The 25,838-nt window shown below is 70.4% G+C and carries 27 protein-coding genes and 2 pseudogenes; 14 read left to right on the top strand and 15 right to left on the bottom strand.

What is annotated here, in order from left to right; all coding sequences use genetic code 11:
• Window positions 1–74 precede the first annotated feature (74 nt).
• The gene (locus tag QMQ26_RS35960) at window positions 75–248 is read right to left on the bottom strand and encodes a CsbD family protein (RefSeq protein ID WP_100838697.1); all 174 of its coding nucleotides are present in this window, start codon (window positions 246–248) and stop codon (window positions 75–77) included.
• 150 nt (window positions 249–398) lie between these two features.
• Here QMQ26_RS35960 and QMQ26_RS35965 point away from each other — a divergent pair, with 150 nt between their 5' ends.
• Together QMQ26_RS35965 and QMQ26_RS35970 are read left to right on the top strand one after the other, a co-directional pair.
• Window positions 399–569, top strand: a complete 171-nt coding sequence (locus QMQ26_RS35965) for a hydrophobic protein (protein WP_100835002.1) — start codon at window positions 399–401, stop codon at window positions 567–569.
• Window positions 570–794: 225 nt separating this feature from the next.
• Window positions 795–1,675 (top strand): annotated as a pseudogene (locus QMQ26_RS35970) (IS5 family transposase).
• On the opposite strand, the gene QMQ26_RS35975 reads toward QMQ26_RS35970, so the two are convergent.
• The 3 genes from QMQ26_RS35975 to QMQ26_RS35985 form a co-directional block, all read right to left on the bottom strand.
• The gene (locus tag QMQ26_RS35975; RefSeq protein WP_282204243.1) at window positions 1,618–2,388 is read right to left on the bottom strand and encodes a hypothetical protein; all 771 of its coding nucleotides are present in this window, start codon (window positions 2,386–2,388) and stop codon (window positions 1,618–1,620) included. The pseudogene QMQ26_RS35970 and the gene QMQ26_RS35975 overlap by 58 nt on opposite strands.
• A 43-nt stretch (window positions 2,389–2,431) precedes the next feature.
• Entirely contained in the window at window positions 2,432–2,938 is a 507-nt protein-coding gene (locus QMQ26_RS35980; protein ID WP_282204244.1) for a hypothetical protein, read from the bottom strand.
• Window positions 2,939–3,054: 116 nt separating this feature from the next.
• Complete coding sequence (locus QMQ26_RS35985; RefSeq protein ID WP_282204245.1) at window positions 3,055–3,189, bottom strand: hypothetical protein; 135 nt, start codon at window positions 3,187–3,189, stop codon at window positions 3,055–3,057.
• Window positions 3,190–3,226: 37 nt separating this feature from the next.
• Between QMQ26_RS35985 and QMQ26_RS35990 the strand changes: the two are divergent.
• Window positions 3,227–4,054: pseudogene (locus tag QMQ26_RS35990) on the top strand (IS5 family transposase).
• A 164-nt stretch (window positions 4,055–4,218) separates the two neighbouring features.
• Here QMQ26_RS35990 and QMQ26_RS35995 read toward each other — a convergent pair.
• The 3 genes from QMQ26_RS35995 to QMQ26_RS36005 form a co-directional block, all read right to left on the bottom strand.
• Window positions 4,219–4,785 carry a hypothetical protein gene (locus QMQ26_RS35995; RefSeq protein ID WP_282204246.1) on the bottom strand — a complete coding sequence of 189 codons (567 nt, stop codon included), beginning with the start codon at window positions 4,783–4,785 and terminating at the stop codon, window positions 4,219–4,221.
• A gap of 39 nt (window positions 4,786–4,824) precedes the next feature.
• Window positions 4,825–5,064, bottom strand: coding sequence for a hypothetical protein (locus tag QMQ26_RS36000; RefSeq protein ID WP_282204247.1), 240 nt, complete (start codon window positions 5,062–5,064; stop codon window positions 4,825–4,827).
• A 197-nt stretch (window positions 5,065–5,261) separates the two neighbouring features.
• Window positions 5,262–5,525 (bottom strand): zinc finger domain-containing protein, encoded by a 264-nt coding sequence (locus tag QMQ26_RS36005; RefSeq protein ID WP_282204248.1) that lies wholly within the window; start codon window positions 5,523–5,525, stop codon window positions 5,262–5,264.
• A 291-nt stretch (window positions 5,526–5,816) separates the two neighbouring features.
• On the opposite strand from QMQ26_RS36005, the gene QMQ26_RS36010 reads away from it, so the two are divergent.
• The 8 genes from QMQ26_RS36010 (at window position 5,817) to QMQ26_RS36040 (ending at window position 11,355) form a co-directional block, all read left to right on the top strand.
• Entirely contained in the window at window positions 5,817–6,323 is a 507-nt protein-coding gene (locus QMQ26_RS36010; protein WP_282204249.1) for an NUDIX hydrolase, read from the top strand.
• Between the two features lie 113 nt (window positions 6,324–6,436).
• Window positions 6,437–7,315, top strand: a complete 879-nt coding sequence (locus tag QMQ26_RS36015; RefSeq protein WP_282204250.1) for a DUF6283 family protein — start codon at window positions 6,437–6,439, stop codon at window positions 7,313–7,315.
• 1,418 nt (window positions 7,316–8,733) lie between these two features.
• Window positions 8,734–9,174, top strand: a complete 441-nt coding sequence (locus QMQ26_RS36020) for a DUF4328 domain-containing protein (RefSeq protein ID WP_404814244.1) — start codon at window positions 8,734–8,736, stop codon at window positions 9,172–9,174.
• Between the two features lie 251 nt (window positions 9,175–9,425).
• Window positions 9,426–9,704: a hypothetical protein gene (locus QMQ26_RS36025; RefSeq protein WP_282204252.1), complete on the top strand. Its 279-nt coding sequence runs from the start codon at window positions 9,426–9,428 to the stop codon at window positions 9,702–9,704.
• Window positions 9,705–9,715: 11 nt separating this feature from the next.
• Entirely contained in the window at window positions 9,716–9,931 is a 216-nt protein-coding gene (locus tag QMQ26_RS36030; protein WP_282204253.1) for a hypothetical protein, read from the top strand.
• A 589-nt stretch (window positions 9,932–10,520) separates the two neighbouring features.
• Window positions 10,521–10,640 (top strand): hypothetical protein, encoded by a 120-nt coding sequence (locus QMQ26_RS38575; protein WP_404814245.1) that lies wholly within the window; start codon window positions 10,521–10,523, stop codon window positions 10,638–10,640.
• Window positions 10,641–10,746: 106 nt separating this feature from the next.
• Complete coding sequence (locus QMQ26_RS36035; RefSeq protein ID WP_282204254.1) at window positions 10,747–11,154, top strand: hypothetical protein; 408 nt, start codon at window positions 10,747–10,749, stop codon at window positions 11,152–11,154.
• Between the two features lie 36 nt (window positions 11,155–11,190).
• Window positions 11,191–11,355, top strand: a complete 165-nt coding sequence (locus tag QMQ26_RS36040) for a hypothetical protein (RefSeq protein WP_282204255.1) — start codon at window positions 11,191–11,193, stop codon at window positions 11,353–11,355.
• 211 nt (window positions 11,356–11,566) lie between these two features.
• Here QMQ26_RS36040 and QMQ26_RS36045 read toward each other — a convergent pair whose 3' ends face one another.
• The 3 genes from QMQ26_RS36045 to QMQ26_RS36055 all read right to left on the bottom strand — a co-directional run bounded on the left by QMQ26_RS36045 (window position 11,567) and on the right by QMQ26_RS36055 (window position 13,991).
• Window positions 11,567–12,529, bottom strand: coding sequence for a phytanoyl-CoA dioxygenase family protein (locus QMQ26_RS36045; protein WP_282204256.1), 963 nt, complete (start codon window positions 12,527–12,529; stop codon window positions 11,567–11,569).
• Window positions 12,530–12,538: 9 nt separating this feature from the next.
• Window positions 12,539–13,405 (bottom strand): nucleotidyltransferase family protein, encoded by an 867-nt coding sequence (locus QMQ26_RS36050; protein ID WP_282204257.1) that lies wholly within the window; start codon window positions 13,403–13,405, stop codon window positions 12,539–12,541.
• 148 nt (window positions 13,406–13,553) lie between these two features.
• Window positions 13,554–13,991 (bottom strand): NUDIX domain-containing protein, encoded by a 438-nt coding sequence (locus tag QMQ26_RS36055; RefSeq protein WP_282204258.1) that lies wholly within the window; start codon window positions 13,989–13,991, stop codon window positions 13,554–13,556.
• Between QMQ26_RS36055 and QMQ26_RS36060 the strand changes: the two genes are divergently transcribed.
• Window positions 13,990–14,607, top strand: a complete 618-nt coding sequence (locus QMQ26_RS36060) for a hypothetical protein (RefSeq protein ID WP_282204259.1) — start codon at window positions 13,990–13,992, stop codon at window positions 14,605–14,607. The genes QMQ26_RS36055 and QMQ26_RS36060 overlap by 2 nt on opposite strands.
• Here QMQ26_RS36060 and QMQ26_RS36065 read toward each other — a convergent pair.
• From QMQ26_RS36065 to QMQ26_RS36085, 5 genes are all read right to left on the bottom strand, one after another.
• Window positions 14,511–15,785, bottom strand: coding sequence for a hypothetical protein (locus QMQ26_RS36065; RefSeq protein ID WP_282204260.1), 1,275 nt, complete (start codon window positions 15,783–15,785; stop codon window positions 14,511–14,513). The genes QMQ26_RS36060 and QMQ26_RS36065 overlap by 97 nt on opposite strands.
• Window positions 15,786–16,277: 492 nt before the next feature.
• A complete protein-coding gene (locus tag QMQ26_RS36070; protein WP_282206689.1) occupies window positions 16,278–16,511 on the bottom strand; it encodes a LamG-like jellyroll fold domain-containing protein in 234 nt (77 codons plus the stop codon).
• Complete coding sequence (locus QMQ26_RS36075) at window positions 16,475–17,551, bottom strand: hypothetical protein (protein ID WP_282204261.1); 1,077 nt, start codon at window positions 17,549–17,551, stop codon at window positions 16,475–16,477. Before QMQ26_RS36075 ends, QMQ26_RS36070 begins: the two co-directional genes overlap by 37 nt.
• A complete protein-coding gene (locus tag QMQ26_RS36080; RefSeq protein ID WP_282204262.1) occupies window positions 17,548–17,868 on the bottom strand; it encodes a hypothetical protein in 321 nt (106 codons plus the stop codon). Before QMQ26_RS36080 ends, QMQ26_RS36075 begins: the two co-directional genes overlap by 4 nt.
• Window positions 17,853–18,779: a hypothetical protein gene (locus tag QMQ26_RS36085; RefSeq protein WP_282204263.1), complete on the bottom strand. Its 927-nt coding sequence runs from the start codon at window positions 18,777–18,779 to the stop codon at window positions 17,853–17,855. The genes QMQ26_RS36080 and QMQ26_RS36085 overlap by 16 nt, the downstream gene beginning before the upstream one ends.
• Before the next feature lie 2,223 nt (window positions 18,780–21,002).
• Between QMQ26_RS36085 and QMQ26_RS36090 the strand changes: the two genes are divergently transcribed.
• Together QMQ26_RS36090 and QMQ26_RS36095 are read left to right on the top strand one after the other, a co-directional pair.
• Window positions 21,003–22,961 (top strand): hypothetical protein, encoded by a 1,959-nt coding sequence (locus QMQ26_RS36090; RefSeq protein WP_282204264.1) that lies wholly within the window; start codon window positions 21,003–21,005, stop codon window positions 22,959–22,961.
• A complete protein-coding gene (locus QMQ26_RS36095; protein ID WP_282204265.1) occupies window positions 22,958–25,825 on the top strand; it encodes an RHS repeat domain-containing protein in 2,868 nt (955 codons plus the stop codon). Before QMQ26_RS36090 ends, QMQ26_RS36095 begins: the two co-directional genes overlap by 4 nt.
• Window positions 25,826–25,838: the final 13 nt, after the last annotated feature.

The raw sequence follows: 25,838 nt of genomic DNA on the forward strand, positions 1-25,838 counted from the left end.
GCGCGGCTCTTTATGTGCGTGTGGGGCCCGCCCGACGGCCGGGCGGGCCCCACAGACGAACCACTGGGTGGTGGTCAGTCCTTGAAGGCGTCCTTGACGTGCTCGCCGGCCTGCTTGAGGTCGCCCCTGGCCTGGTCGACCTTGCCCTCGGACTCCAGGCGCTCATTGCCGGCCACCTTGCCGGCGGCTTCCTTGGCCTTGCCCTTGGCCTTGTCGGCCATGTTCCCGATCTTGTCGCCCGTGCTCATCGGATTCTCCTCGTTGCTGCTCGCCTACCCCGGTGCCCCCACCGTGGTGTCGGACCCAGCGCATGCCCGCCCGGACGGTTCTGATTCATGTGAATATTCGGCCAGCTCAGGGGCACACTGCGCTCCGACAACGACTGCGTGGAGGTCACCATGGTTCCCCTTCTTCTGGTTCTGCTGCTGGCGCTGATCCTGTTTGGCGCCGGGTTCGCGCTCAAGGCCCTGTGGTGGGTGGCGATCATCGTGCTGGTGGTGTGGGTGGTGGGCTTCGTCGCCCGCGGCACCAACGCCGGTGGCAGCCGCGGCCGCTGGTACCGCTGGTAGCCGACGGCCAGGACAGCACCCCGGAGCGACCGGGCACCGAGCGGGGCCCGCGCACTAGCGCGGGCCCCGCTCCCGTACGCCCGCCCGCCCCTCCGGGACCGGCCACCGGACCGCGACCCCGCATCGGCCGGCCGAACGGGGCCCGCAGGCATGCGCGGCGATTCACGGGTTGGACCTGTCCGGCGGATCATGCGACCTCTCCCTGCGGGGCTCGTTGTGCTCTGCATGAGGCGGGGTGATCTGACGAACGATGAATGGGGTCGGCTGGTACCTCATCTGCCGGGGGGGCGGTCGGCGGGGCGGGCGGTGGAACGACCACCGCAGGGTGATCAACGGGATCTTGTTCCGGCAGCGCACCGGCGCTCCTTGGCGGGACCTTCCAGAGCGTTTCGGCAGTTGGAAGACGGTCTACGAGCGGCACCGGCGGTGGTCCGCAGACGGCACGTGGGACAGAACCCTGCGGGCCGTCCAGGCCGACGTCGATGCGGCGGGCCGGCTCGACTGGAGCATGGTGGGCGTCGACTCCACCTCCTGTCGCGCCCACCAGCATGCCGCAGGGGCCCGGAAGAAGCCGCCTCGCGTCCCGGGGAAAGATCGACGCCTCGGCAGCACCGCCCCGACGAAGGACTCGGGCGTTCCCGGGCGGGCTGACGACGAAGATCCACCTGGCCGGCGAAGGCGGTCGCCGTTCACTGGGCCTGCTGATCACGCCGGGCCAGTGGGGCGACGCCCCGCAGCTCATATCGGTCATGGAGCGCATCCGCGTCCCACGCCCGGGCGGTGGACACGCGCGCACGAGACCCGACCGGGTGAGCAGCGACAAGGCGTACAGCCCCCGCCGCAACCGCTGCTACCTGCGCAGACGCCAGATCAAGCACACCATCCCCGAACCCCGGGACCAGCGGGCCAACCGCCGTCGCCGCGGCAGCAGAGGCGGGCGCCCACCCTCGTTCGACCAAGAGGCCCACAAGCGCCGCAACGAGATCGAGCGCACGATCAACCGCCTCAAGACCTTCCGGGCCGTCGCAACCCGCTACGACAAGCGGGCCTACGTCTTCCACGGCACGGTCACCGTCGCAGCGATCCGCCTCTGGCTCCGACCATGATCCGCCGGACAGAACCTAACCCGGTCGATCAGATCGGCGGTGCGCGCATCCAGCTCGACTTGCAGCAGAGGTACCAGCTCCAGCGCTGCCACCGCGGCGTCCTTATAGGCCTCCGGATCGGCCAGTACGGCGTCGACGGCCGTCCGCACCGACATGGTGGCGACGCCCTTGCGCCACGCCAGCAGGTCCTCGCCCCGGGCGTAGCGGGCGGTGAGCCGTTTCAGCGGCGCCAAAGCCGGGGCTGACGGCGCGTCAGCCTCCGGCCGGCCTTCTTCCCCGCCAGGGGGCTGCGATTCGAGGAGCCATCCGATTCCGCCGTGTCGCGTGAGCAGGTTCAGCGCGTCGCGCCACTCCCGGGTGCCCCACACATTGGTGCCCGCCGAGGCGTCCAGCGCCCGTTCCACCATGGCGGCCTCCCGTGCGGTGGCCGTGCTCATCGGATCGGCGACGTCCTCCAGGAACCGCGCGGCGGCGTAGTCGAGCCCGTAGTACTCGCGGTCCCTGCCGGCGGCGTACAGCCGGATCGCGGCCAAGACCATCGCCTCGTCGCTGTAGCGGCGTCCGGGAGAGACGACCTCCCGGTGCTCCGGAAGCTGCCGGCCGACGGCGGCCACCACGGTGGCCGCCGTCGGGCCGTCGTGCCAGCGCAGCTCCCACCGCCTCTTGTCGTCGTAGTAGTCGGCGGTGATCGTGCACCGGTAGGTTTTGGACATGTTCCAGACGAATGTCCGAATCGCGCTACTGCGGCTGGCCACCTCACGCCTCCGGATGAGGCTGGGCCTGGGCAGCAACCCACTTCGCCGCCGCCACCGGGGTCTTGAAGCCCTGCTCGACGGCGTCGCAGATCATCATCACACCGCCCTCGTGCCAGCGCGGCCGCGCCCGGCCCTCCCACCGCCAGGCGTCGCGCTTGGTGCGGTGGATGCGGACCTGGCCGAGCACGTCGGCCTGCACCAGACGGTCGGTGTGCCGGCGGGCCACCAGGTACCCGTGCACCTCCGGCTCGCCACGCAGGATCCGCACGCCCGCATACAGCCACACCGGCCCGGCCTTGAGCGGCGGCGTGCCGTACCCCTGCTCGGCCAGCGGCGGGTACCCCACCGAGTGCGTCTTGCCGGTGAACTCCAGCACCCGATCACACCCGCGCCACATCACCTGCACGCACAGCGCATTGTAGTGGGAACGATGGTCCTCGCACGCAGGGTTGGTGCAGGCATGCTCGCCGTCGGGCCGGGCCTTGTCCCCCACCTCGCGGTAGCGCACCTCCTATCCCGCCGCCGAGCAACCCTCGTCGTGCAGGGGCTCGTTGAACCCGAAGTACTCCTCGGTGATGGTCGCCACGCCCGACCCCTTCCCTCACGTCCGCGCGGACCGTCAGTCTACGGCTGACCCCTGCTGAGGAAGTCCTGCAACAGGGTGGGGGAGCCGGTCAGCAGCCAGGTGCCGACCAGGTGGACAATGTCCGGGTCATTGCCGACCTTGGCGCCGGGCTGCAGCCACTGATCGGCGACCACCGCCCAACCAGACGAGTGGGTGCAACTGGCACCACATCTGCCGAAGACCAGGCGCCGAGGCGGACGGTGGACTGATCACCGGGCGGTGATCAACGGGATCCTGTTTCGGGTCCGCAAGGGCGTCCCGTGGCGGGACCTGCCGGAGCGGTTCGGTAGCTGGAAAACCGTGTACGAGCGCCACCGCCGGTGGTCGGCGGACGGCACCTGAGAAAGGATCCTCCAAGGCGTCCAGGCCGAGGCCGACTCCCAGGGGCGCATCGACTGGAGCATGGTGAGCGTGGACTCCACTTCGTGCCGGGCCCACCGGCACGCTGCCGGTGCACCGCGCGGAACACCCCGTATCCCGAAGCGGAGATCAACGCCCTGGCAGCACCGCCCGACGAGGGAATCGGCCGGTCCCGTGGCGGTCTGACCTCCAAGATCCACCTTGCCGGGGAAGGCGGACGCCGTCCACTGGCCATGCTGATCACGCCCGGTCAGTGGGGCGACAGCCCGCAGCTGATCCCGATCCTGGAACGCATCAGGTCAAGCGCCCCAGCGGCGGCCATCCGCGTACCCGCCCGACCACCTCGGCGGCGACAAGGCCTACAGCTCCCGCCGAAACCGTCGCTACCTGCGCAGACGCCAGATCAAGCACACCATCCCGGAACCGAAGGACCAGCGGGCCAACCGCCGGCGCCGCGGCAGCCAAGGAGGCCCGCCCGCGGGCTTCGACAAAGAGATGTACAAGCGCCGCAACGAGGTCGAGCGCACGATCAACCGACTCAAGCACTCCAGGGCCGTCGCGCCGCGGTACGACAAGCGAGCCTACGTCTTCCACGGCACCATCACCGTCGCATCGATACGCCTGTGGCTCAGTCCCTGAACCGCCGCACAGGGTATCTACAGCAGTCCCAGGACGGAGGCACTCCACCCGAGGGCCTCGGGTGTGTGCCAGCGGGGTCGCTCTCCTGTCCCGGCCATGGCCCGGCCTGCCGCGAACGCTTGCCGGTGGGCCAGCTGGTGTTCCTGAACCCTCCTCCAGAGCGCCTACGCCTGCGGGTGGTAGCCGGTGCTGACGAGGAACTCGACCAGATCCTGCGCGAACCCCCACCCGGTGAGAAGAGGATCAGGAACTGTCCGCACGATCTGCTCGGGATCGGCGGTACTGGCGAACCACTGGAGCGCGGTGTCACGAAGGTGAGCTGCGAACTGCTCCAGTTTCGTCGGACGCTCCTCGGGCTGGGTGAGCACCACGAAGTGCTGACCAGGCATGTCGAGGAAGCTGGAGGCGCAGACGATCGACTCGACGGATTCGGGCCGGTCAACGGTCAGCTCGGGGTTGGCCCGACGCCACCTGCCCAGGTCGTCGTCGAAGACGGTCAGGCTCGTCACGGTGAACTTGATCAAGTGTCCCGATCGGTTCCACTTGCTCTTCTCCAACTGGATCACCTCCCGGCGAACCGATTCCCGGCGCTCCAGCGAATGCCGGGACCTGACCCACCCGAACCCGTCGAGCATCCCAGCCAGGCAAGCGGCCCCGGCATGGACAACATCAGCTGGCTTATCGGACTCAATCAGGCGGGTGATCAGGTCATCAGGCAGTGTTGAGGTCACCTCGCACATGATGCCGCACGAAGATCCGCCGGACAGAACCTAATGCTTGCGCACCAGGTGCTCCAGCTCGCCGACACCCTGCTGGTCGTGCACGCCGTCACTGGTGAGCGGCAGCAGGCCTCCGGCAAGGCTGTCGTGCCGGCGGCGGATGGTGGGCAGTGTCGCCACGATCGCCATGCCGAGGGTGACGCCGACAAAGTCGGCCAGGGCGCCAACGGGGACGTCCCGGCCGCCGACCTTGGTGAGGATAGGCCGCGAGCTGCTGCTGGGTGAGCTCACCCCAGCTCTGCTGCTCCTCCTGCTCCCATGCCTCGATCGGCGCGCTCAGCGCGCGGTGCATCTGCCAGTTCGCCGGCGGGTGGGGGTCGGGGTTGCCGGTGGAGTGGTGTATGGCCCCGTCGACGGCGACGGTGCGCACCAACCAGGTGGCCAGCGGGCCCGCCTCGTACGGTGCAGCCAGGCCTTTGGCGCGCTGTTCAGGCATCGACGTCCACCCTCGCCGGGTTGTAGCCGTGCCAGCCGAGCCGGGCATCGACGCGGGCGGTGGTTTCGGCGAGCCGGCCGCGGTGCGGCTGGTCGGCCAGGCGGCCGGTGGTGGTGCGGCATGCCTCGCCTTCGCCGGCACCGCAGGACTTCATACCGCAGGGCACCTGCTCGATCTCCGTCTGGATCGCGGCGGCCCGCTCGACGCGGCGACGCTCCGTCGCGGCCCGGGACTCCATCATCACCACGCCGGCCATCGCGGGGGGAAGGTGGTGGTGACGCCGGCGTGCTCCTTGCACTCCCAGGAGGACAGGAGGAGACGTCCGGCCCGGACGCGGTGGCGCGCTTGGCCAGCAGGAGTTGCTGCTGAACGGTGGGGATGACCCCAGGCCCGCCGAACTCGACCCGGTCGGTGCCGCGGGCGCAGTGCCTCGAGTGGGTGAAAGACCATACCGGCCATATCTGATTATCAATCAACTCTTTTTTTTATCAAGGAAGTTGGCCGCGGCAGGCTCTACTGTAGCGCCAAGTAGAAGGAGGACCCACGGGTGACGACCCCCCAGCCGCTCATGCCGCCCGCCGCGTTCGCGGCTACGCTCCCGCACCACATCGCCTCCGCCGGCGTCCTCCTCGCCGACGACCGGGGCCGCATCCTGATGCTGCGCCAGGCCCGCGGCTACCCCGGGCACCCCGCCTGGTGGCAGCTGCCCGCCGGCCTTGCCGACCCGGGCGAGGCCCCGCCCGCCACTGCCCGGCGCGAACTCGCCGAGGAGACCGGCCTCCAGCCCGGCGGGCCGTTGCGCCCGCTCGCGGTCGACTACCCCACGGCAGCGGACGGGTGGCCGCCGGTCATCGACTTCACCTTCGCCACCGATCCCCTGCCCGCCGGCTGCCCGGACCGGCTCAGCCACGAGCACGACGCCTACGCCTGGCGCACCGTCGAGCAGTGGCTGCCGCACCTGCAGCCCCTGCAGCAGGGCTGGTTCCGGTCCACCGTCGCGGCCCGCCGGGCGGGCACCGTCGCCATCCTGCGCGACGGCCGGCCCATGACCTGACCCGGCCGGACCCACGGGCACCCGGGCGGTGCCATCATGAACCGGCACGCGCGGTGCCCCGGTGGCGGCGCCCGACACGCACTGCCCCGGCGCCGGTTCGGAGGTTTCCCGCCATGACCGCCAGCACCACCGCACACAGCACCGCCCGGGCCCCGGCACGGGTGAGCGCCGAGCACCTGCGCGCACTCACCGGGCGGGGAGAGCGCTCCGTGCTGATCGCCGACCGCCGCAGGCAGCTCAGGGTCACCACCCCCGGCCAGGCCGCGGACGCCTGCCTGGCCGGCACGGCGCGGCTGCTGGCCACCCGGGGCGACCTGCTGGACGCGGACCTGCGGCATTCCCCGGCGGCCGGACGCCTGGTCGGCCCCGCCGCCGAGGCCCCCACCTCAACGCCGCCGAGCAGGGCGCTTCGTGAGCACCGCCCGGCCCGGCCCGGCCCGGCAGAGCACCGCCCGCAGATCCCCTACGGCGGCGACGGCGAACGCGACCGCCAGGTACGCGCCCGGCTGGCCGAACTCACCAAGGGAACGGGCACCTCGGTGGAGGAGGTCCTGCGCCAGCCCGCCCTCCAGGGCGACACGGCACTCCCGGCAACAGTGGAGGGCGCCGCGCGCGTGGTGCGCCGGCGGCCCGGCGACGAGCAGTGGGAAGTGGAGAGCCGGACCAGCGGCGGCCGGATCGCCGCCCAGCCGCGGCCCTGCTCCGGCGAGAAGGTCTGCCCCTGGCGCCTGGACGCGCCCACCGGCCAGTTCCCGGCCGCGGTCTACGAGCAACTCTGCCCCGGCAACCGCACCGCCGGCCCCCGTGGCGCGTTCGGCTGCCACTCCAGCGGGCCGGCGCGGACGCTGCTGTGCGCGGGCTGGCTGCTGGCCGGAGCCGACGGCAACCTGGCGGTCCTCGCGATGATGGACTCCGGCGCCCTGCCCCGGCTTGAACTCCCGGCCGACGTCGCGCTGTACCCCTCCTACGAACTCGTAACACGATCTTGGTGATCGCCACTGGCGGGCGTGACTGATGTGACGATTCGTCCGTTCGTGATGGCGTGAGCAACAAGCCGTGGATGGTGGACGACGAGCTGTGGGCCCGGATCGGGCCGCTGCTGCCTGTATGGCCGGAGCGGTCGCCGGCACTGAAGCAGGTGCGGTGGGCAGTGTCGGAAACACCCCGCGGCCGTTGGTCGCAACGACGGACTTCCGGCCCGCGCGGGCCGGATCCGCTCCACGCTAAGACCTGGCTCCCGGTCGGCTTCGCGGATCAGTTCAGCCAGGGCAGGCCCTTCCCCGGACCCAGAGCCTGTCCCGGCGATCATGACTTCGTGCTCTTCGCCCCGACGTAGTGTCAAACTCTCCGCCTGGAATGGAGAGTTTGGAGGGTGATCGCCGGGCAGGCGGCCGGTATGGCGCATACAGCGGAACGGCGCCGCCCCACGGCGGGCGCCAAGCGCATCTGGTGCTCGGGGCGATATGGGTGGTGTTGGCTGCTCTCTACGCGGTGTTCCTGCACGTGTCGACCGGGGGCCGTGGTGGCTGGCGATCGCCGCAGGGGTGTTGTGGGCTGTGATGACCGTCGGGCTCATCCACTGTGGCCAGCGGCGTCGTGCCCGGAAGCTGGGGCTGAGCGGCCATGCGGAACTGGCCGATCTGGGCCGCGCCATCAGCAACGAGCGCATCCCCCAGGACCCCGCCCAGCAGGACGCCCTGCGCACCATCATCCGGCAGAACCACGAACGCCGGCGCCGGGCCCGGTGGGCGTGGGGCGTGGTGGCACGGTCATGGTGTGGAACGCCGTGTCTATGTGGCTCAGGCACAGCGCGACCGCCGGGATCATCTCCTCCCTGCTCGTCCTGGCCTGGATAACGGCTATGTACACCGCAAACCGCCGCCAGCAGCAAAAACTCCACCACCTCGAACTGTGCCTGCAGGAGCTCGACTCCGCCGTACGCCCTCCGCCCCGTAAGTGGTACTCCGGCAGTCCACCGCTCCCGGCCCTGTCTCCATGAGGGCTCCCCAGCTGACACGTGCGGCTGGGAGCCCTCATGGAGACAGGGCCGGGGATTTTTCTCTCCTGTAAGCGGTCAAAGCGGCTGTGAGCTGGGATTTTGCGTGGAGATCGGTCGTGGGCGGACGGTAGAGTGCGGCTTCTTCCCCCTTGTACGAAGACGGAGTACGCATGTCCTCGCCCGCCTCCTACGCCTCCCGCGCTCGCTGGCAACCGCCTGCTCGGTGCTGCTGGGCCTGACCGGCCTGTCGCCCTGGCAACGCGACGGCCGTGCTCGTGCTCGGCGCCGCGCCCGAATCCTCCGCCGACACGGCCTTCCTGGGCGCCGGAGACATTGCCGAGGTGCTGCTGACACTGGCCACGCGCGGTGGTGTTCATCGTGTGGCTCTACCGGGTGCGGGTGAACGTCGAGGTGGTCTGCCCCCAGGTCTACCAGCGCGGGCGCGGCTGGACGATCGGCGCCTGGTTCATCCCCTTCGCCAACCTCTACCTGCCCTGGCGCGTGACCGCCGACATCTGGAACGCGAGCGGCCCACCGACCGGCACGGTGTGCCGCAGCCCTTCCGCACCGGCGTGGTCAACGCCTGGTGGGCCGCCTGGGTGGTCAGCCTGCTCCTGGGCCGCCTCAAGGTGTCGGCAGCCGCGACCGCGTCCGAGTTCGTCACCGCCGTGGCCGCCGTTTCTCGCGATCCTGGTGGTGCGCGGCCTGACCGCCATGCAGGAGCGGCACGCCGAGCCGCGCGCGCTGCCGCTCCCACGTTCTTCTGGGTGCCGGCCGAACACGCCTGACCCAGCCCGCCGTGCACCTCCGCCGCGGCGTCGCACACGACCGCTGTCGGCGCCGGCGTCTTGACCGGGGCCGGGGTGCTCGGCTTTCCTCGTCCCGATTTCCCTTACCAGCTCCACGAAGCGAGACCTGCCCGGCCCGGCACCGATATCAAGACCGACCCGAACAAGCCCCGAAGCGCCCAGCGGGCTCCGGGCGATCTGGGCCAACACCCTGGAACCCGTGGCGCCGCTGCCCTGGTACCGCAGGACCTCCCCCAAGCTCATGGCCGCGGCGGTGGTGACCGCGGCCCTGGGCGCGGCGTGGTGGTGGCCGCGGTGACGGGCGCGGGCGCCCCGGCGCGGCACCGGATCGTGCTGGCGGACCGGGCGGGCGACTGGACGCGGCTCGCGGACGACGGGGACACCCGCGCGCTGCGCGCCGACTACGAGCGGCGGATGACGGCCCTGCGGCCTTACCGGGACTTGGCGGTGGCCCGCTACGGAAGCGGCGGTGCGCCGGGGGACGCCCTAACCGTGGTCGGGCTGAGCGGCAGCTTCCCCGATCCCGCAGAGAGCTGGAGAAGTACTTCGGCCGGATGGAGGGCGGGGACGTGATGCGCGAAACGGTGACCGAGCTGCAGGAGCTGCCGGCCGGCCCGCTCGGCGGTGAGCTGGTGTGCGCGGTGCTGGTCTACCCGTCCCTCTCCCAGAGCACCTGCGCATGGGCGGACGGCAGCACGGTGGGCATCGTCACCGACACCGCCGGCCGCAGCGAGCCGCAGGAACTGGCAGCCCGCACGCTGGACATCCGCGCCGCGGTGGAGGTCCGGGTGCGGGACTGAACGGCGGCCGACGGCGTCAGGGTGCGCGGAGCGGCTGGGCGCGGTGATCGGGCCGCCGCCCGAGGGCGGTGTGATCGGTGGGGGCCTTACCCCGGTTGCTGAGCTCCGATGGTCTGGGGCATCATGATCGGATGCCGAACGCCGCAGCGCGCACCGCTCTACTCGACCACCTTCGCAGGACTCTTCCCGGTCGTGTGATCGATGAGGTCGCCGGTGCGGAGGGGCCGATCGAGGACCGCGTGCCCGGGTTCCGGATCTTCCGGATCCATCCTGCTCATCCGGGTGACTGGTGGCTATATGTGACGTCGGGCTGCTGGGAGTCGACGCAGCACGGCGGTCATGGGACGGAGTTCTTCCTTGCGGCGCCGCGTGACGAGTGGGTCAATCTGGAGAGCGTCACCGTGAACGCGTACTACCACTGCGGGCCCGTTCGCCAACGGCTTGACGTCGGACATACCGTCCCCATCGGCCGGCCGTGGCTGGACGACTCGGACTGTGACCACTACCTGGTGAGCTTGCCCTATCCGTTTGGCCCGAGTTCGAGGTCTGCGCCTGGGACGGCGGGGCCCACGCCCGGATCCTGTGGCTGCTGCCGATCACCAGGGCCGAGAAGGACTTCCGGCGAGAGGGCGGCCTGGAGGCTCTTGAGCGCCTCTTCGATGAGCACGCGATCGACCCGGTTGACCCCCGGCGGGCCTCCGTGGTCTGACCGGCCGCACTTGCGGGCCAGCCGACTTACGAGATGAGGGTACGCAGAGCGCCGTTGCCATCCTGGCCAGGTGGCCTGGGTGGTGGCGGAGACGAGGGGAGCGGACGTGGACGTCGAGGAGATGCTGGAGCGGCTGGGTGCGGTGATCGGACCGCCGCCCGAGGGCGGTGTGGCGCCGGTCCCGTGGGAGATCGCGCCCGAGGTGATGGATTTCCAGCTGCCCGCGGACTACCGGGCGTTCGTCGACCGGTACGGGTCGATCAGCATCAGGGACGAGCTGCACGTCTTCGCCCCGTCATTGGTGCCCACCAGCAAGACCGGTCAGCCGCTCGGCTTCGAGGGGCCTGCACTACACGACGGAGCCCTACGGGTACTGTGCCTGGCTGGCCGAGTGCTACCGGGACGGGGACTACAGGGAGTGCCCGTATCCGCTGTTCCCGGCCGAGGGCGGGCTGCTGAAGTGGGGCAACAACTACAGCTCCGACCAGTTCTTCTGGCTGATGCGGGGCCCTGATCCGGACCGGTGGCCGGTGGCCGCCAAGTTCACTCGATGCGGGAGTGGGACGTGTTCGAGGGCGGCTTCCTGGAGTTCGTGCTGGCCGCGGTGACGCAGCAGTATCCGTACCACGAGGACGTTGTCCCCGGCGGTGCGAAGCATGCCGGTCAACTCCGTGCCTATCACCCTTGCGGGGACTGGCTGAGGAACCTGCAGTAGTGAGCCGGCGGGCGCGGTCAGCTGCCGGCCCGGGTGGCGCGGCGTACGCCCGCCTGCCGGTGCCGGGCGCTACGGTGGTGCCGCACCGAGAAGCCCAGCTGCCCCGTCCGATCCCATCGGACGGGGCAGCGGAGCTCCAGGGGCGCAGTTGGTACGCGCGATACGGCTTCCGCCCCGCCCCGCGCCGTGGCGGCCCCGGCCGCGTGCTGCTTCAACCGGTCTCCACCGCGTAGTGACCCAGGCCAAGACGACCTCGTTGGCCGCGGCGGCAGCACCAGGGCGAGTGGAGACGGGGTGCCCGCCCTCGCCGCGGTGGCGCACTTCGTGCTCGTGGTCTGCCTGTCCAGCGCCGACCTGAGCGGGTTCGACTCGTCGGGCCGTCAGCCAGAGGCTGACAGCAGCTGTTGTGGCCGTCGCCCCGGCCGCCAACTCGCCGGCCCGGAGGGCCTCGAGCCGGCGAGATCCCAGGCGGCTGATCGGTCGTTGCCGCGGTAGGTGTGGTGGCCGGCGACGACGATCTGGCGGTTGTGGTCGGGGTGGTGGTCCAGTTCGTCGGCCGCGCGTAGCCGAGCACCGCGGCGGTGCGGGTGCCGGCGCTGCTGTTCACCCCGTTGGTGTGGAACAGGCAGCCGTCGAACAGCAGGGCGCCGCCGGCGGGCACGGGCACCGGGACGGCCTGGTCGGCGAGCGACAGCAGCACCTTGTGCTCGTCCAGCCAGGTGCCGCCGCCGTCCGGCTGCGGCACGCCGACGTACGGCGCCCGGTGCGAGCCGGGCACCACCCACGTGCAGCCGGTCTCCACGGTGGCGTCCTCCAGGTAGATGACGGCGGTGAGCAGGCCGCGGGTGGGCTGGAGGATGTCCCGGTGCAGCCGGGGATCGTCGTGACGACCCCCGGCTCCGGTGGAGACCTGGTTGTGCCGGTTGAGGACGTAGACCACGTTCGGGCCGAGCAGGGCGGTCAGCGGCCCGGTCAGGCCCGGGTGGGCGACGAGCTGGTGCACGGTGCCGGGCGCGGCCTGGTACAGGCCGTAGACCTTGTGGGCGCCGCGGGCGCTGCGCTCGCGTATCAGGGCGGCGGTCTCCTCGATGAGGGGTGCGGGCAGGCCGAGGTCGGGCAGGCGCAGATACCCGGCCTCGCGGAAGTGCCGGATCTCGAGTTCGGTGAGGGACAACGGGTTCTCCTACGCGGTGCGGCCGAAGGCGGCCAGGCGGTCGGGGGTGCCGAGGTCGGGCGCGGCCTCGCGGATGTCGAAGGCGCCGACGGTGCGCCCCTGGCTGAGCAGCCAGGGCATGAACTGCCGGTACAGGTCGCAGGGGCCGGGCTGGGGGAGACGGGCCGCGTACTGGCGGAACTCCTCCCGGTAGACGTCCGGGGTGATGATGACGGCGCCGGTGCTGGTGGCCCGCGCCAGGCCGGTACGGCTGGCCGACGGCAGGACGGCGTCGACGCCCTCCAGCGCGTGGGCGACGGTGCGCAGGTCGGGGCCGAGGAAGATCCGCCCCGGGTTCTGGGCGTCGGGGCCGGGCGCGGTGGTGACCGTCCAGGTGACGGGGGCGCCGGCGGCGAGGTGGTCGGTGACGGCGGCCGGCAGCAGCGGGCATGGGAAGAGGGTGTCGGCCGGGAGGACGACGGCGGCCGGGGCGTTGAGGTGGGCGAGCGCGGCGTAGACGGCGCCGGCGGTGCCCAGCGGGTAGGGCTCGCGGTGGGCGATCAGCTGGAGCCGGGCGGCGAAGGCGCGCACGGCGTAGCGCTCGACGTCGTCGGCGCGGGCCTCGGGGGCGCAGCCGGTGAGCAGGGCGGCGCGGCGGAATCCGGCGGTGGCGAGCTCGACCAGGGCGTGGTCGAGCATGGGCACGGGGGCCCGGTGGTGGGGGCTGGTGATGGGCACCAGCACCTTCGGGATGGTGGCCAGTTCCGGGTCGGTGCCGGTGCGCAGCCGGGTGCCCTTGCCGCCGGCCAGGACGAGGGCGACGGTGTCGGCGGGCATCGATCGAAGGGTGCTGGTGTACCAGCCGGTGGTGTCGGTGGTGCTGGTCCGGTTCTTCACGGTGGACTCCCTCGGTGAGGTGGGGGTTCCGCGCCGGACCGGTCGGCCGGTTACAGCAGGCCGAGGTGGTCCAGCGCCAGGTATGCCGCCTCGGCGTCCGTGAGCTGGCCCTTGCGCAGGACCTCGCTGCGGAAGCGGTCGAGGGGCATCAGGATCGTGTCGATGAACTCGGTGTGCTCGGGCCGGGGTTCGGCGACCTTGACGCAGTCGGTGGCGGCGAACACGTGGCGGATGACGTTGGAGTAGGCGTCGTCCCAGACTTCGGTGACGGCTGGACGGTGCCCTGGTAGCCGGTCTCCTCCAGGAGTTCGGCGGCGGCGGTGGCGGCCGGGTCGGTGGCCGGTTCGACGAAGCCGCCGGGCAGTTCGTGCAGGATCCGGCGGGGGCCGGGGCGGAACTGGCGGGCGAGGATCACCTGCCGGTCGGGGGTGAGGGCGAGGACAGCTGCGGCGGGCCGCTCGCACTTGAGGTAGAAGTCGTTCTTGCTGCCGTCGGGGAGCTCGAAGGCGACCTTCTCGACGGACCTGCCGTACTTGGTGAAGGCGGTCTCGCTGGTGATCTCGCGCCACGCCTGGTGCTGGGTCATGGCCAGCACCATAAGATATTTGACGGTCCGTCAGATCATCTTCCGGGCGGCCGGGCAGGATGCTTGCCGGCCGCCCGGAGCCGGGGACCGGCTACGTGCCGGGCCAGCGGGGCGCGGGCGCCGGGGCGGCGATCCCGAGGGCGCCTTCCACCAGGGCGGTGGCGTCGTCCACCGAGGTGCCGGGCCTGCCGCTGGACTCGGCCCCGGTGCAAGCCGGGCGCTGGTCGGGCTGAGCGCCGCCGAGGCGAAAGCGGTCGACCGGGCCGAGGCGGCCTGGAACCGCCGCCTCGCCGCCGACCTGCGGGCCGCCGCGCCCGGTGCCCGCACCTGGACGATGCCCGACCTGCCCGTCAGGCCCGCGGTCGGCGAGGTGCTGTGGGACGTTGTCGAAGAAACGCACGTGATCGTGCTGGCCCTGCGGCGGCGGTGGCTGGAGGAGGACGGCCTCTCCTTCGACCTCGTCCCGAACGAGAGCAGCCACTACAGCACGACGGGGATCGGCCGGGAGGACGGCTGGCTCTACACCGCTACCGTCCGGGCGGCCCTGCCCGGTGAGATGCCGAACGCCGGATGCCGCTGCGCCGATCCCGCGACGCCCTGCCCGAACCCGTCCTGATGCCGACCGGTCTGCGGCAGTCTCCTGCGGGAGAGTACGGACGCGCCGGCGGCGGGGCGATCGCCGTACGGGGGAGGCCGGCTCGATGCACCGCTCAGCCGGGCGCCCCGACCGCCTTGGCGAGTTCGGCAATGCCCGGTGTCCGGCTGTGGTGGCTTTGCAGCTGGGTGGCGATGGTGCGGATGGCGGGCCGGTCGCGGACCTCTGCGGGGGAGACCCGGGCCGCGGACAGGAGTGCTGCCGCGGTCTGGTCCGCCTTGCCGAGCTGCCACCAGGCGCGGGCGAGGTCGGTGTGCATCTGGGCCTGGCGCTCGGGGGTACGGAACTGGCCGGGTGCAGGGTGGCGCCGACGTCGAGTGCGGCCCGGCGTCGCCCAGCGCCCAGTGGACGCCCACCGCGTAGAGCTGGACGGCGGCGGGGGTGAGTGGGAACAGGCGCCCGTCGGGGGCCTGGTCGGGCAGGGAGCGGGCTGCTCTGCGGGCGTCCTGGATCATGGTGAGGGCCTGGGCGCGGTCGCCGGCGACGGCGGCCGTGTACGCCTGGGTGCACAGCATCTGGGCGTACGCGGACGCCTGGGCGTCGGTTGTCAGGCCGGTGGCCTCGACGCGGGCGACGGCGGCCATGATGTGGCGCTGGGCGGCGGCGGCTTCGCCCTGGTGGCGCAGGATGATGCTCATCTCGCGGGCCGCCGCCGCGGTGGCGAGCGGGGAGCCGGACAGGTCGGCGTACACCAGGGCGCGGTCGATGGTGGTGCGGGCCTGGTCGTACTCGCCGGTCTTGGTGAGGACCTGAGAGGCCAGGACGTACAGGGTGGACAGGCGCGCGAGGGAGACTTCCTCGCGGCTTCGGGCGGCGTGGTGGGCGTCGGCGAGCAGCCCGGGCAGGGCCGCCAGGAGCCGGGGTGTGCCGTCCGGCACCTGGCCGACGGCGAGGGCCTGGTCGACGAGTTCGCAGAGCCGGGGCAGGTCGGTGGCGACGTCGCCCAGGACGGCGGTGGGCGCGGAGGCTGTGGCGGCGCCGATCGCGGCCAGCGCGACCCGCTCGGCCGCGCCGCAGGTCCACCGGTCCGGTGCCGGGGTGATCCAGGGTGAAGTTGGCCGGGTCGAGCTCGTAGAGGAGTCGCCTTCCAGCGGGCCGTCGCGCTCAAGCACGATCTCCCGGGCCAGGATGCGTTCCACGGCCCGGGCGTAGCGCTGCAGGGCGCTGCTGTTGTCCTCCTCGTTCTGGCGCTCGGCCAGGGCGCGGATCCAGATGGCGGCGCGTACCCCGGTCGCAGCGGCTTCGGCGATCGCCTCCCGCTCGGCAGCGGTCAGGCCGTCGTAGTCAGGTCCGTCGTCGTTCGGGCTCGCCGCCGAACAGGATCAGGTCGAGCGTGCTGGTGCTGGTGGTGGTCACCTGTGCCCAACCGGCCGAGGCCGCCGGCGGTCACGGCCAGGCGGGACAACCGGCGGGACAAGGGGGGCCAGTGCCCGGGGCTCCGCCGTGCCTGGTAGGCGGTTTCGACCTGGCCAGCTTCATCCGCTCCAGCGGTGCCGAGCCGGCTGTTCGCACTATTGCGCGCGCCCCCTCGCCACGGAAATGCTCAGATGCCTCGTCGGTGGGTGCGCCGCTTCATGGAGGCCGGAAACGAGGGTTCCTCGTTTCCGGCCCCGGCCGTGGTGGACTGCGGGTCAGCTGGTGTAGAGGGTGTTGACCTGTTGTGCGGTGAGGGCGTAGGGGTAGGTGCGTACGTCGCTGACGGCTCCGCTGGCGGGGTTGTCGGGTGCGTAGGTGTTGGTGTCGGCGATGCCGATGGTGGTGGGGCCGGTGGCGTTCCAGGGGGTGGGGTTGGTGCCGGTGCCGGAGTACTGGCCGTTGACGTAGAGGGTCATGGTGTGGGTGGTGGCGTCGAAGGTGCCGACCAGGTGGGTCCAGGTACCGCTCTGCGGCGGGGCGGCGGCGTACGCGGCGTAGTAGGTGGCGGTGTTGAGGTGGTCGCCACCCGGGCGACGAAGGCCCAGGTGCCGAAGGCGGGTGAGTACTGGAGGTAGTAGGCGCCGCGTTCGTTGCCGTTCTGGGTGAGGTAGGTCTGGTAGCCGTTGAGGTTGTCGGCCTTGACCCAGGCGGCGACGGTGTAGCTGCGGCTGGTGTCGACCGTGGGGGCGGCGGTCTTGAAGAAGGTGCCGTTGAGCTTGCTGGCGGCGTCCGCGGTGTTCTTGTTGTCGGTGGTCCAGGAGACGGTTCCGGTGGCGGTGGCGCCGTTGGTTCCGAGAGTGTCCGCGGCCTTGGTGCCGTTGAAGGTGCTCTTGTTCATCAGCCAACGGTCCGCGGCCGCGCCGGTATTCAGCACGGTGGTGGGGCCCACGTCGAAGGTGTAGGTGGGGGCGCTGGTGGTGCCGGTGCGGTGGCCGGTCCAGGTCTGGAGGTCGCCGCCCGCCGTGATGCCCCACAGGGTGGGGTTGCCGCTGCCGGTGATGTCTCCGTCGGAGCCGACGCGGTCCCAGGCTGCGCCGGTGACGCCGGATTGCATGGTGGCGGTGGCGGTGGTGGCGATGGCGGTGGCGGCGGGGTAGGTGACGGTGGTGATGTCTCCGAAGTCGGGGTCGACGATGTCGGTCGAGGCGGTCCCGGTGGTGAAGGTGATGAATTTGAGGGTGCCGGTGGCGCGGTCGCGTGCCCACAGGCCGGGGTGTCCCTGTCCGGCCCAGTCGCCGACCGGGATGAGGTCGTTGTCCTTCCAGCCGGTGGCGGCGAGCCTGATGGGGGAGCCGAAGGTGTTGTAGCCCATGGCCGGGTAGTACCAGAGAGCGCCCTCGCCCGCCGGGGTCTTCTCGACGGTGAGCAGGCTCGTGGAGTTGGCCGGCTGCTTGGTGGTGCTGACCGGGTCGCCCAGGGCGGCGATGCTCGTGGTGGTGGACCAGTCGGCGGCGTAGTCGGTGCAGCTGGGGTTGATGGTGGAGGTCACGCAGGCCGGTTTGGCGAGCGGGTGAGAGACGTCCAGTGCGCCGCGACGGCGAGGCTGCCGGGGTTCTGGTAGGCATGCAGGCCGGGGGCGTCCTTCTTGTGGACGATGACGTCGTCGACGTTGCCGCCTTCGCGCAGAGCGCCGCGGTGGGTGATCTGGAAGCGACTGTCCCACGGGTCGGCGGCGCTGGGGGTTGCGTCCGGGGAGTGGTTGGGGTCGGCGGCGATGGTCGTGATCGGTGCGGCCGCGCTGGGGTTTCCGGGCACGGTGTAGGCCCGCAGGTTGCCCGATCCGTCGTACGTCAGGATGTCGGGCACACTGTCGCCGGTGACGTCGCCGAAGCGCGGCGCCGGACCGTTGGGGTCCAGGGGGCGTAGAAGGCGTACTGACCGACGAGGGAGCGGTTGCCGGCCATGTCGGCGGCCTGGACGTAGAGAATGTTGGTACCCCAGTGGCCCGCGGTCACGGGGATCTGGCCGGTGGGCATGGCCGTGCCGCACTGCCAGACGGCGCCGTTGAACTGGGGATCGCTAGACCAGCGCAGGCAGGCGAGCCCAGAGGAGTTCAGTCCGCTCGGGTTGGAGTCGGCGGCGGTGAAGGGGACGTTGCCCGGCTTCCCGGCGTAGATCTTCGGGCTCTGGCCGTTGCCGGACTTCGGGAACTGGGTGTTGAGGTCGCTCACCGTGTCCGGGAAGGTGACGGTGGGCAGGGTGAGGTCGGCCTTGAAGTGGCAGGTGGGCGTCGAGGCGGACCAGTCGACGAGCTGGTCGGAGGCCATGATGCTGAAGCCGTAGGAGTGGCCGTCCTTGATGACCCCGGCCGGGACTGCGAAGCTCGCGTTGGAACCGCTGGCCACCAGCGGGGAGTACCCGCCGGCGACATCGTGCACGTCCGGGGTCTGGTAGTCCCACAGGTGGCTCCAGGACCAGAGCTGGCTCTGGGTGGGGCTGGAGACGGTGGCTTTGAGGGTGGTGGCGCCGTTCTGGTCGCTGCCCGCGCCAAGCCACGCCCAGGAGTTGGAGTCGCTGACGCCGCATGCCTGGTTGGGGCCGTTGGTGACGGTCACCGGCTCCGGCAGCACGCGCGGGTTGGTGGGGACGTTGGGAACGCGGTCGTACTCGATGTAGAGCGAGGGCTGGCGGGTGAGGCGCTTGAAGGCGTTCACGTTGCTCTCGTCGCCGTACAGGCCGAAGGTCAAGGTGGTGGTGTTCGTGCCGTACTGCCGCACGGCTCCGGTGATGTCGTAGTTGAAGGCGACGTTGTCGTGGCAGGACCCGTGGCCGAGCCGGGCACCCAGCTGCGGCCCAGGGAGTCACCGACCTTGCCGGGCTGGTTGTTCCAGTTGGTGCCACCGCTGATGGGCCGGTGAGGTAGAGGTCGAGCGGGTAGGTGGTGGTGCAGGACCAGTCGGCGGAGACGTACTCCTGCAGGTCCATGTAGGCCCGGTTGACGACCGCGCCGCGCAGGCCGCTGAGGTCGAACTGGTAGAACGTCCGGTACGTGGAGACGGGGGAGCAGCTTCCGCCGGCCGCGTAGTATCCGCACTTGCCCACGCCGGGGAAGTTGCTGTCGTCGCTTCCGCTGCGGTTCCAGTTGGACAGCGTCGGGTAGGCGGACTGCACCCAGGTCCAGGAACTCGCGGAGGGCGCCCACGGGATCCAGGCCGGGTCGATGTAGTACGGGGCGGTTCCGTGCGCGAGCAGGTCCTGGTCCGGCTTCAGGTCCACCCCCTTGGCGTCCGCGGTCACCGGCATGGCGGCCACCTTGGCGCCCTCGCCCGGGCCCGCTGCCGTGCTGAGCGCACCGGTCTTCTCGCCAGCCTCGCCAGGGGCGTCGGAGGCGGTGTCATCGGATGACAGGGCGGCCGACACGGCGCGGCCCTGCACGGTCGCGGCCGCCGAACCTTGTTGCTGTACCTGGGTGGTGCTGTCCCACATCTGCGGAGTGGGGGCGAACCAACGCACTGAGCCGTCCGCGGTTTTCGCCGTCAGGTTGCCGGCGCTGTCCGTGCTCACGGCGACGCCGTCGACGGTGGTGGCGAAGTGCAGGTTGCGGATCGCCGGATTGTCGGCGGCGGCCTGGGTCTTGAGGATCAGGACGGTGGTCATGCCGCCGGCCTTCGTCGCCGTGACCTTCAGGTCGGTATCGGGTGCCACCGACGGGTAGGTCAGGCTGTCGCCCTCCACCACCGGGGCGGGCAGTGTGAATGGCGCGCTCAGCGCCAGCTTCTTGCCGTCCGTACTTGTCAGGGTGGCCAGTGCTCCGCTGCCCCCCTTGGACAGCACCACCCCGGTCGCCGATGCCTTCGGGGAGAACGACCCGTCCGGGTTCGCCACCAGTGTCGCGTCCAGGGTTACCCACGCGTCGTTGTGCTTGACCCGCTGCTGGTCGGGATGCTGGGTGAGGCCGAGGTGTCCCTGCGGTGTCACCGCCGTCTCGCTGAACTCCGTCATCAGAGATGAGAGGGCGACCGGCTTTCCGCTGGCCTTCGCCTCGGCAAGTGCCTTGTCCAGCTCGGAATCTGACGGTTTTTGAGATGTGTGCAGACTGTCGATCTTCTCAACTTGGCTCTCAGATATTGCTGCTGACGGAGTGTCGGCATAGACAGTAGTGATTGTTCCAAGAGTCGCTGAAATTGCCAGCGCGACACTGGAGGCCAGTACGCGAGGCAGCGTCCTGGGTGGCCTGATCGATCTGTTCAAAACGGGGCCCCTTAAGGCGTTGAAGCTACCCATGTGTGCATAGGCGCAGGTCAGGGCGATCATTCTGCCTTGATGGTGCGCCAGGCAAGCCACTTGCGGGCGGCATGTGCCGATTCCTCCCCTCCCGGCACATATGCGCCTCAAGGTGATGTGAGCCACATTGAAAAGGTCTTTTCCGAATTGACCTGAACGATTGGGGAGCCGATAGGTTCGCACCCGCGCGAAAAATTTCAACTCCGGCCTAGCGCACCGGATGACATCAGGAGTTTTTGTGAGGTTCCGAAGGAGTACTGGCTTGCAGCCAGGACATCCCGGGGCGCCCCGGCTCAGGCGCAGGATGGCGGTGGTGAGCGCTGCGGCGCTCGCCGGTTCACTGCTGGTGCCGACGGCCGCCGCGGCGGCAGGCCCGGACTACTCGCGGATCTGGAGCCCGCCCAACACGGCGCTGGGCAAGACAGTTTCCGTCAACGGGCAGAAGATGCCGGCTGTTTCGGTGGGCAAGCCTGCACACGAGGTGCCGCCGACCTGGACCCCGCCCAAGGACGCCAAACCCCCGACCCTCGCACGCGCAGCGCCAACGTGGTCCTCGGTTCGGCGCAGGCAGGCACCCTGCCCAATGCCTGGGGACTGCAGGCTCCGTCAGCCGGCGCACCCGTCTCGGGTGCGCAGACAGCAGCCGGAACCCTCCCCGTCTCCCTCGCCCCCTGCCCGGTGCGGGAGACGCACCGGAGCAGACCGTGCACGTGGAGGTGGCCGATGAGAAGAGGACCGCAGCCGCCGGCGTCTCCGGCCTCGCGGTCACCCTCTCCCGGGACAGCGCCGAGTCTGCCCGCCCGGTGCGGGTGGCTCTCGACGTCTCCGCGGCTGGCGGCAATCGGGGAGGCGAATGGGCGGCGCGCGCGCAGCTCGTCGCGCTGCCCGCGTGCTCGCTGACCACCCCTGAGGTGAAAGGCTGCCTGGAACGCACGCCCGTCGCCTCGCACTACGACCCGGCCTCCAAGCAGCTGATCGGCGACGTGACGCTGCCCGGCTCGGACAGCAGTGCGCACACCAGCATCCAGTCTCTCTCCGCCGCCCCCGCCACATCGGGTGCCGGTGGCGGTGTGATGGTCCTCGCCGCAGTCTCCGGAACGTCCAGCGGCGCGGGCACCTACGCCGCGACGCCGCTCAACCCCTCCCAGGCGTGGGAGGCCGGAGGCTCATCGGGGGCGTTCAACTACTCCTACCCGATCCAAGCCCCGCCCTCACTCGGCGGGGACGCCCCCTCGGTCGCACTGTCTTACGACTCCTCGTCGGTCGACGGCAAGACATCCTCGACCAATGCCCAGGCATCGTGGATCGGCGACGGCTGGGACTACAGCGCGGGCTTCGTCGAGCGCTCGTACAAGCTGTGCTCCAAGGCGGGCATCACCGGCTCCGGAGACCTGTGCTGGGGCGGTGCCAACGCGACCCTCTCCCTCGGCGGCCACTCCGGTCAGCTCGTGCAGGACGACGCCTCCTGCCAGGCCGGCGCCCCCGGCTCCACCGAGCAGTCCAACTGCACCTGGCGCCTGGCCAACGACGACGGAACCAAGGTCCAGTTCCTGACCGGAGCCACCAACGGCACCTGGAACGGCTCCTACATCAAGGTCACCGACACCGACGGCACCGTCTTCTACTTCGGTCTGAACCACCTGCCGAAGGCCGACGGCACCCCGAGCGCCGTCGGCCCGGACAGCGGCTCCGCCTGGACCGTCCCCGTCTACTCACCCAACACCGGCGACCCCTGCTACAACAGCACCAAGGGCAAGGCCTCCTGGTGCCAGAGCGCCTGGCGGTGGAACCTCGACTACGTCGTCGACCCCCACGGCAACCTCACCACCTACACCTACACACCCGAGTCCAACTGGTACGCCATGGGAGGCGGACAGAACCACGGCACCGGAGAGCAGCACTCCTACACCCGCGGCGGCGTCCTCAAGACCATCGCCTACGGCCAGCTCCTCTCCGACCAGATCACCGCCAACGGCACCTGGCAGAGCGCAGCCCTGATCGACTTCACCTCCGGCGAACGCTGCGTCACCTCCACCGCCGCCTGCGACCCCTCACAGCGCACCACCGCCCACGCCGGCGACTGGCCCGATGTCCCCCTCGACCAGAACTGCGCCCAGAGCGGGACCTGCACCACCTACGGACCCACGTTCTGGTCCACCAAGTGGCTGACCGCGATCACCACCCGGGTCCGCGCCAACGGCGCCTGGCAGGACGTCGACCTCTACGAGCTCGGCCACCGGTTCGTCAACGTCCAGAACACAAGTGAGAGCACCCAGGTCCCCTGGCTCGGCTCCCTCACGCACACCGGCAAGGACACCCAGGCCTCGGCCACCCCGGTCCCCCTGCCGCCGGTCACGTTCACCGAAATGCTGCTGCCCAACCGGGTCGACGGCACCAACCTGGTGCCCGCCCGACCCGCCTACAACCGGCCGCGCATCCAGCTGATCACCACCGAGACCGGCGCCACCATCGGCGTCGACTACAAGAGCGCCGACTGCTCACGCGACCGGGCCGACATGCCGGCCTCCGCCGACACCGATACCCGCTCCTGCTTCAACGTCAAGTGGCACCCCGCCAACGAGCAGCCGAACGCCGACCCGATCGACGACTGGTTCCAGCGCTACCCGCCACCACCGTCACGGTCAACCCCAACACCTCGGGCTCCGCCCCGATGACCACCGCCTACACCTACGGCAAGGCCGCCTGGCACCGCAACGACTCCCCCTTCACGGACACCAAGGACCGTACCTGGGACGACTTCCGCGGCTACGCGAGCGTCACCACCGTCTCCGGCAGCGGACAAGACGGCCCCAAGGCCCAGAACACGGTGACCTACCACCAGGGCATGGACGGAGACCTCACCTCCTCCGGTACCCGCAGCGTGCAAGCAGCCGGCCCCAACAGCGGGGCCATCACCGACTCCGACTGGCTCTCCGGCCAGATCCTGGAGACCGACACCTACACCCAGGCCGGCGGGACCATTGCGGCGTACACCGTCGCGACCGGCACGGGCACCACCGTCACCGCCACCCACAAGCGGACCGGCCTGCCGGACCTGACCGCCCGCTACGCACCCAGCAGCACGACGTCCGCCACGAAAATGCTCAAGGCCGACGGTACTTGGCAGAGCACAAACTCGACCATCACTCGTGACCCTTCGCACGCCAATCGCCTTTCGACCGCGTTGGACACCGCCGAAGGCACACCGGACATCTGTGTCCGCACGAACTACGCCGCCGGCCCCGACCCGCAGGTTTCCGGACTGGTGGCCGAGACCGTCGGCGTCAGCGGAGCCGACGCGTGCACCGCAACGCCGTCGGCGGCCAATCTCGTGTCCTGGTCCCGCCAGTACTACGACGGGCTCGCTCTCAAACAGGCAGGCGGCAAGGCGGAACCCAGCTCCGCCGACATCATCGACCACTTCACCGGCACCACTCCTGTCTTCGTCGCCAAGAGCAGCCAGACGTTCGACGTCTACGGGCGAGTCCTCACCGCCACTGATCCCACGACCACCGACTCCGCTCACGCAGCCGGCGCGACAGTCACAACCGCTTACCAACCGGCCAAGGCCGGTGAACTGCCCGGCACCGTCACAGTCACAACGCCCGCACCCGCAGAAGCTGCTGACGCGGCCACAGGGCGGATGACCACGACGGTCTACGACAGTGCACGCAGCCTCCCCAAGACCAGCACGGACTACAACGGGAGGGTATTGACCGAGACCTACGATGCGCTTGGCCGCCTGACCGGCGTATGGGTACCGGGACGCGACACCGCCAAGAGCGCCAATAAGTCGTTCTCCTACTCCATCCCCGGAGTCGTCAACAACGCGGCCGTACCTCCTACCGTCACCACCACCGCGCTTGTCGGCACTCCTGACGCGGGCGGCAACTACACCGCCCTGCCCACGGTCCAGATCATGGATGGCCTGGGCCGGGCCATCCAGACCCAGTCCGCTCCCGCGACCTCGGCCTACCAGCCCGGGCGAATCATCACGGACACCGCCTACGACTCCCAGGGCCACGTCACCAGGAGTAACAGCCCCTGGTTCAACAACGCCGCAGGCCCCGGCACTACCCTCTACCAGAGCAGCACCAACCAGATCCCGGCCCAGACACACACCGTCTACGACGGCCTCGGCCGTCCGGTGACCTCGGAGTCCGCAGCCTACGGCGTCGTACAGACCACCACGACCACCGCTTACCCCGGAGCCGACCGCACCGACACCACCCCGCCCGCAGGCGCGACACCGACCAGCGTCCTCACTGACGCCCGCGGCCGCACCACCCAGCTGTGGCAGTACAAGACCACCACTGCCACAGGCAAGCCTGCCGACGCGGACATCACCACCTACTTCTACACCCCGTCGGGACAGACCGCCTCGCGCACCGATGCCGCTGGCAACACCTGGACCTACGCGTACGACCTGCGCGGACTTCCGACCAGCGCAACCGACCCCGACACGGGTACCAGCACCAGCACCTTCGACGCCTCCGGACGGCTGGTGACGACCACCGACGCCCGCGGACAGAGCATCACCCGCACCTACGACCTGCTCGGGCGGACCACCGGCACCTACAGCGGCACCGCGGCAGACAAAGCAAAGCAGCTTACCGCCGCCACCTACGACAGCGTCGTCAAGGGCCAGCCCGCCACCTCCACCCGCTACGTCGGCGGCGCCAGCGGCACCGCCTACACCAACGCCGTCCTCGCCTACGACACCTCCTACAACCCGACCAAGACCACCACCACCATCCCCGGTGCGGAGATCGGTGCCGCCACCCCCTTCACCTACACCTACCAAGCCGTCTACGACCAGAACACCGGCCTCCTCACCAAGGACAACCGCTCCGCCATCGGCGACATCGCCGCCGAGACCGTCCTGTACTCCTACGAGAAGAACGGTACCCTCCAGGGCTTCGGCGCCCTCGGTGGATCGACCTACTCCCTCTCCAACGACTACGACGCCTACGGCCGACCGATGCGCTCCACCGTCAACCCCTGGGGCACCCAGATCGTCGTCACCAACACCTACGACGAATCCACCGGCCGACAGCTCTCCCAGTTCGTCGACAAGCAGACCGCCGCGACCGGTGCCGTCCAGCAGACCACTTACGCCTACGACCCCTCCGGGCGCCTCACCGCGATCCGCGACATCCCCGACAACACCCCCGCCAGCACCGACCTCCAGTGCTTCGGCTACGACTACCTCGGCCGCCTCACCGAAGCCTGGAGCGACACCGGCAGCCTGACCGTGGCCGCACAACCCGTCGTAGGCAACCGCGGAGCCTGCACCAACACCACCGTAACCAGCGGAGCGCAGGCCCCGAAGAAGACCACCGTCGGCGGACCCGCCCCCTACTGGCAGACCTACACCTACGACCTCACCGGAAACCGCACCTCCCTCGTCCAGCACGATCCGGCCGGCGACACCACCAAGAACACCACCACCACCCAGACCTTCCCGACCGCCGGCACCAAGAACACCCCACCAGCGCCCCCAACACCGGCGGCGGCACCGGCGGCCCGCACGCCCTGACCAACTCCACCAC

The sequence above is a fragment of the Kitasatospora fiedleri genome (assembly GCF_948472415.1).
GTDB lineage: Bacteria > Actinomycetota > Actinomycetes > Streptomycetales > Streptomycetaceae > Kitasatospora > Kitasatospora fiedleri.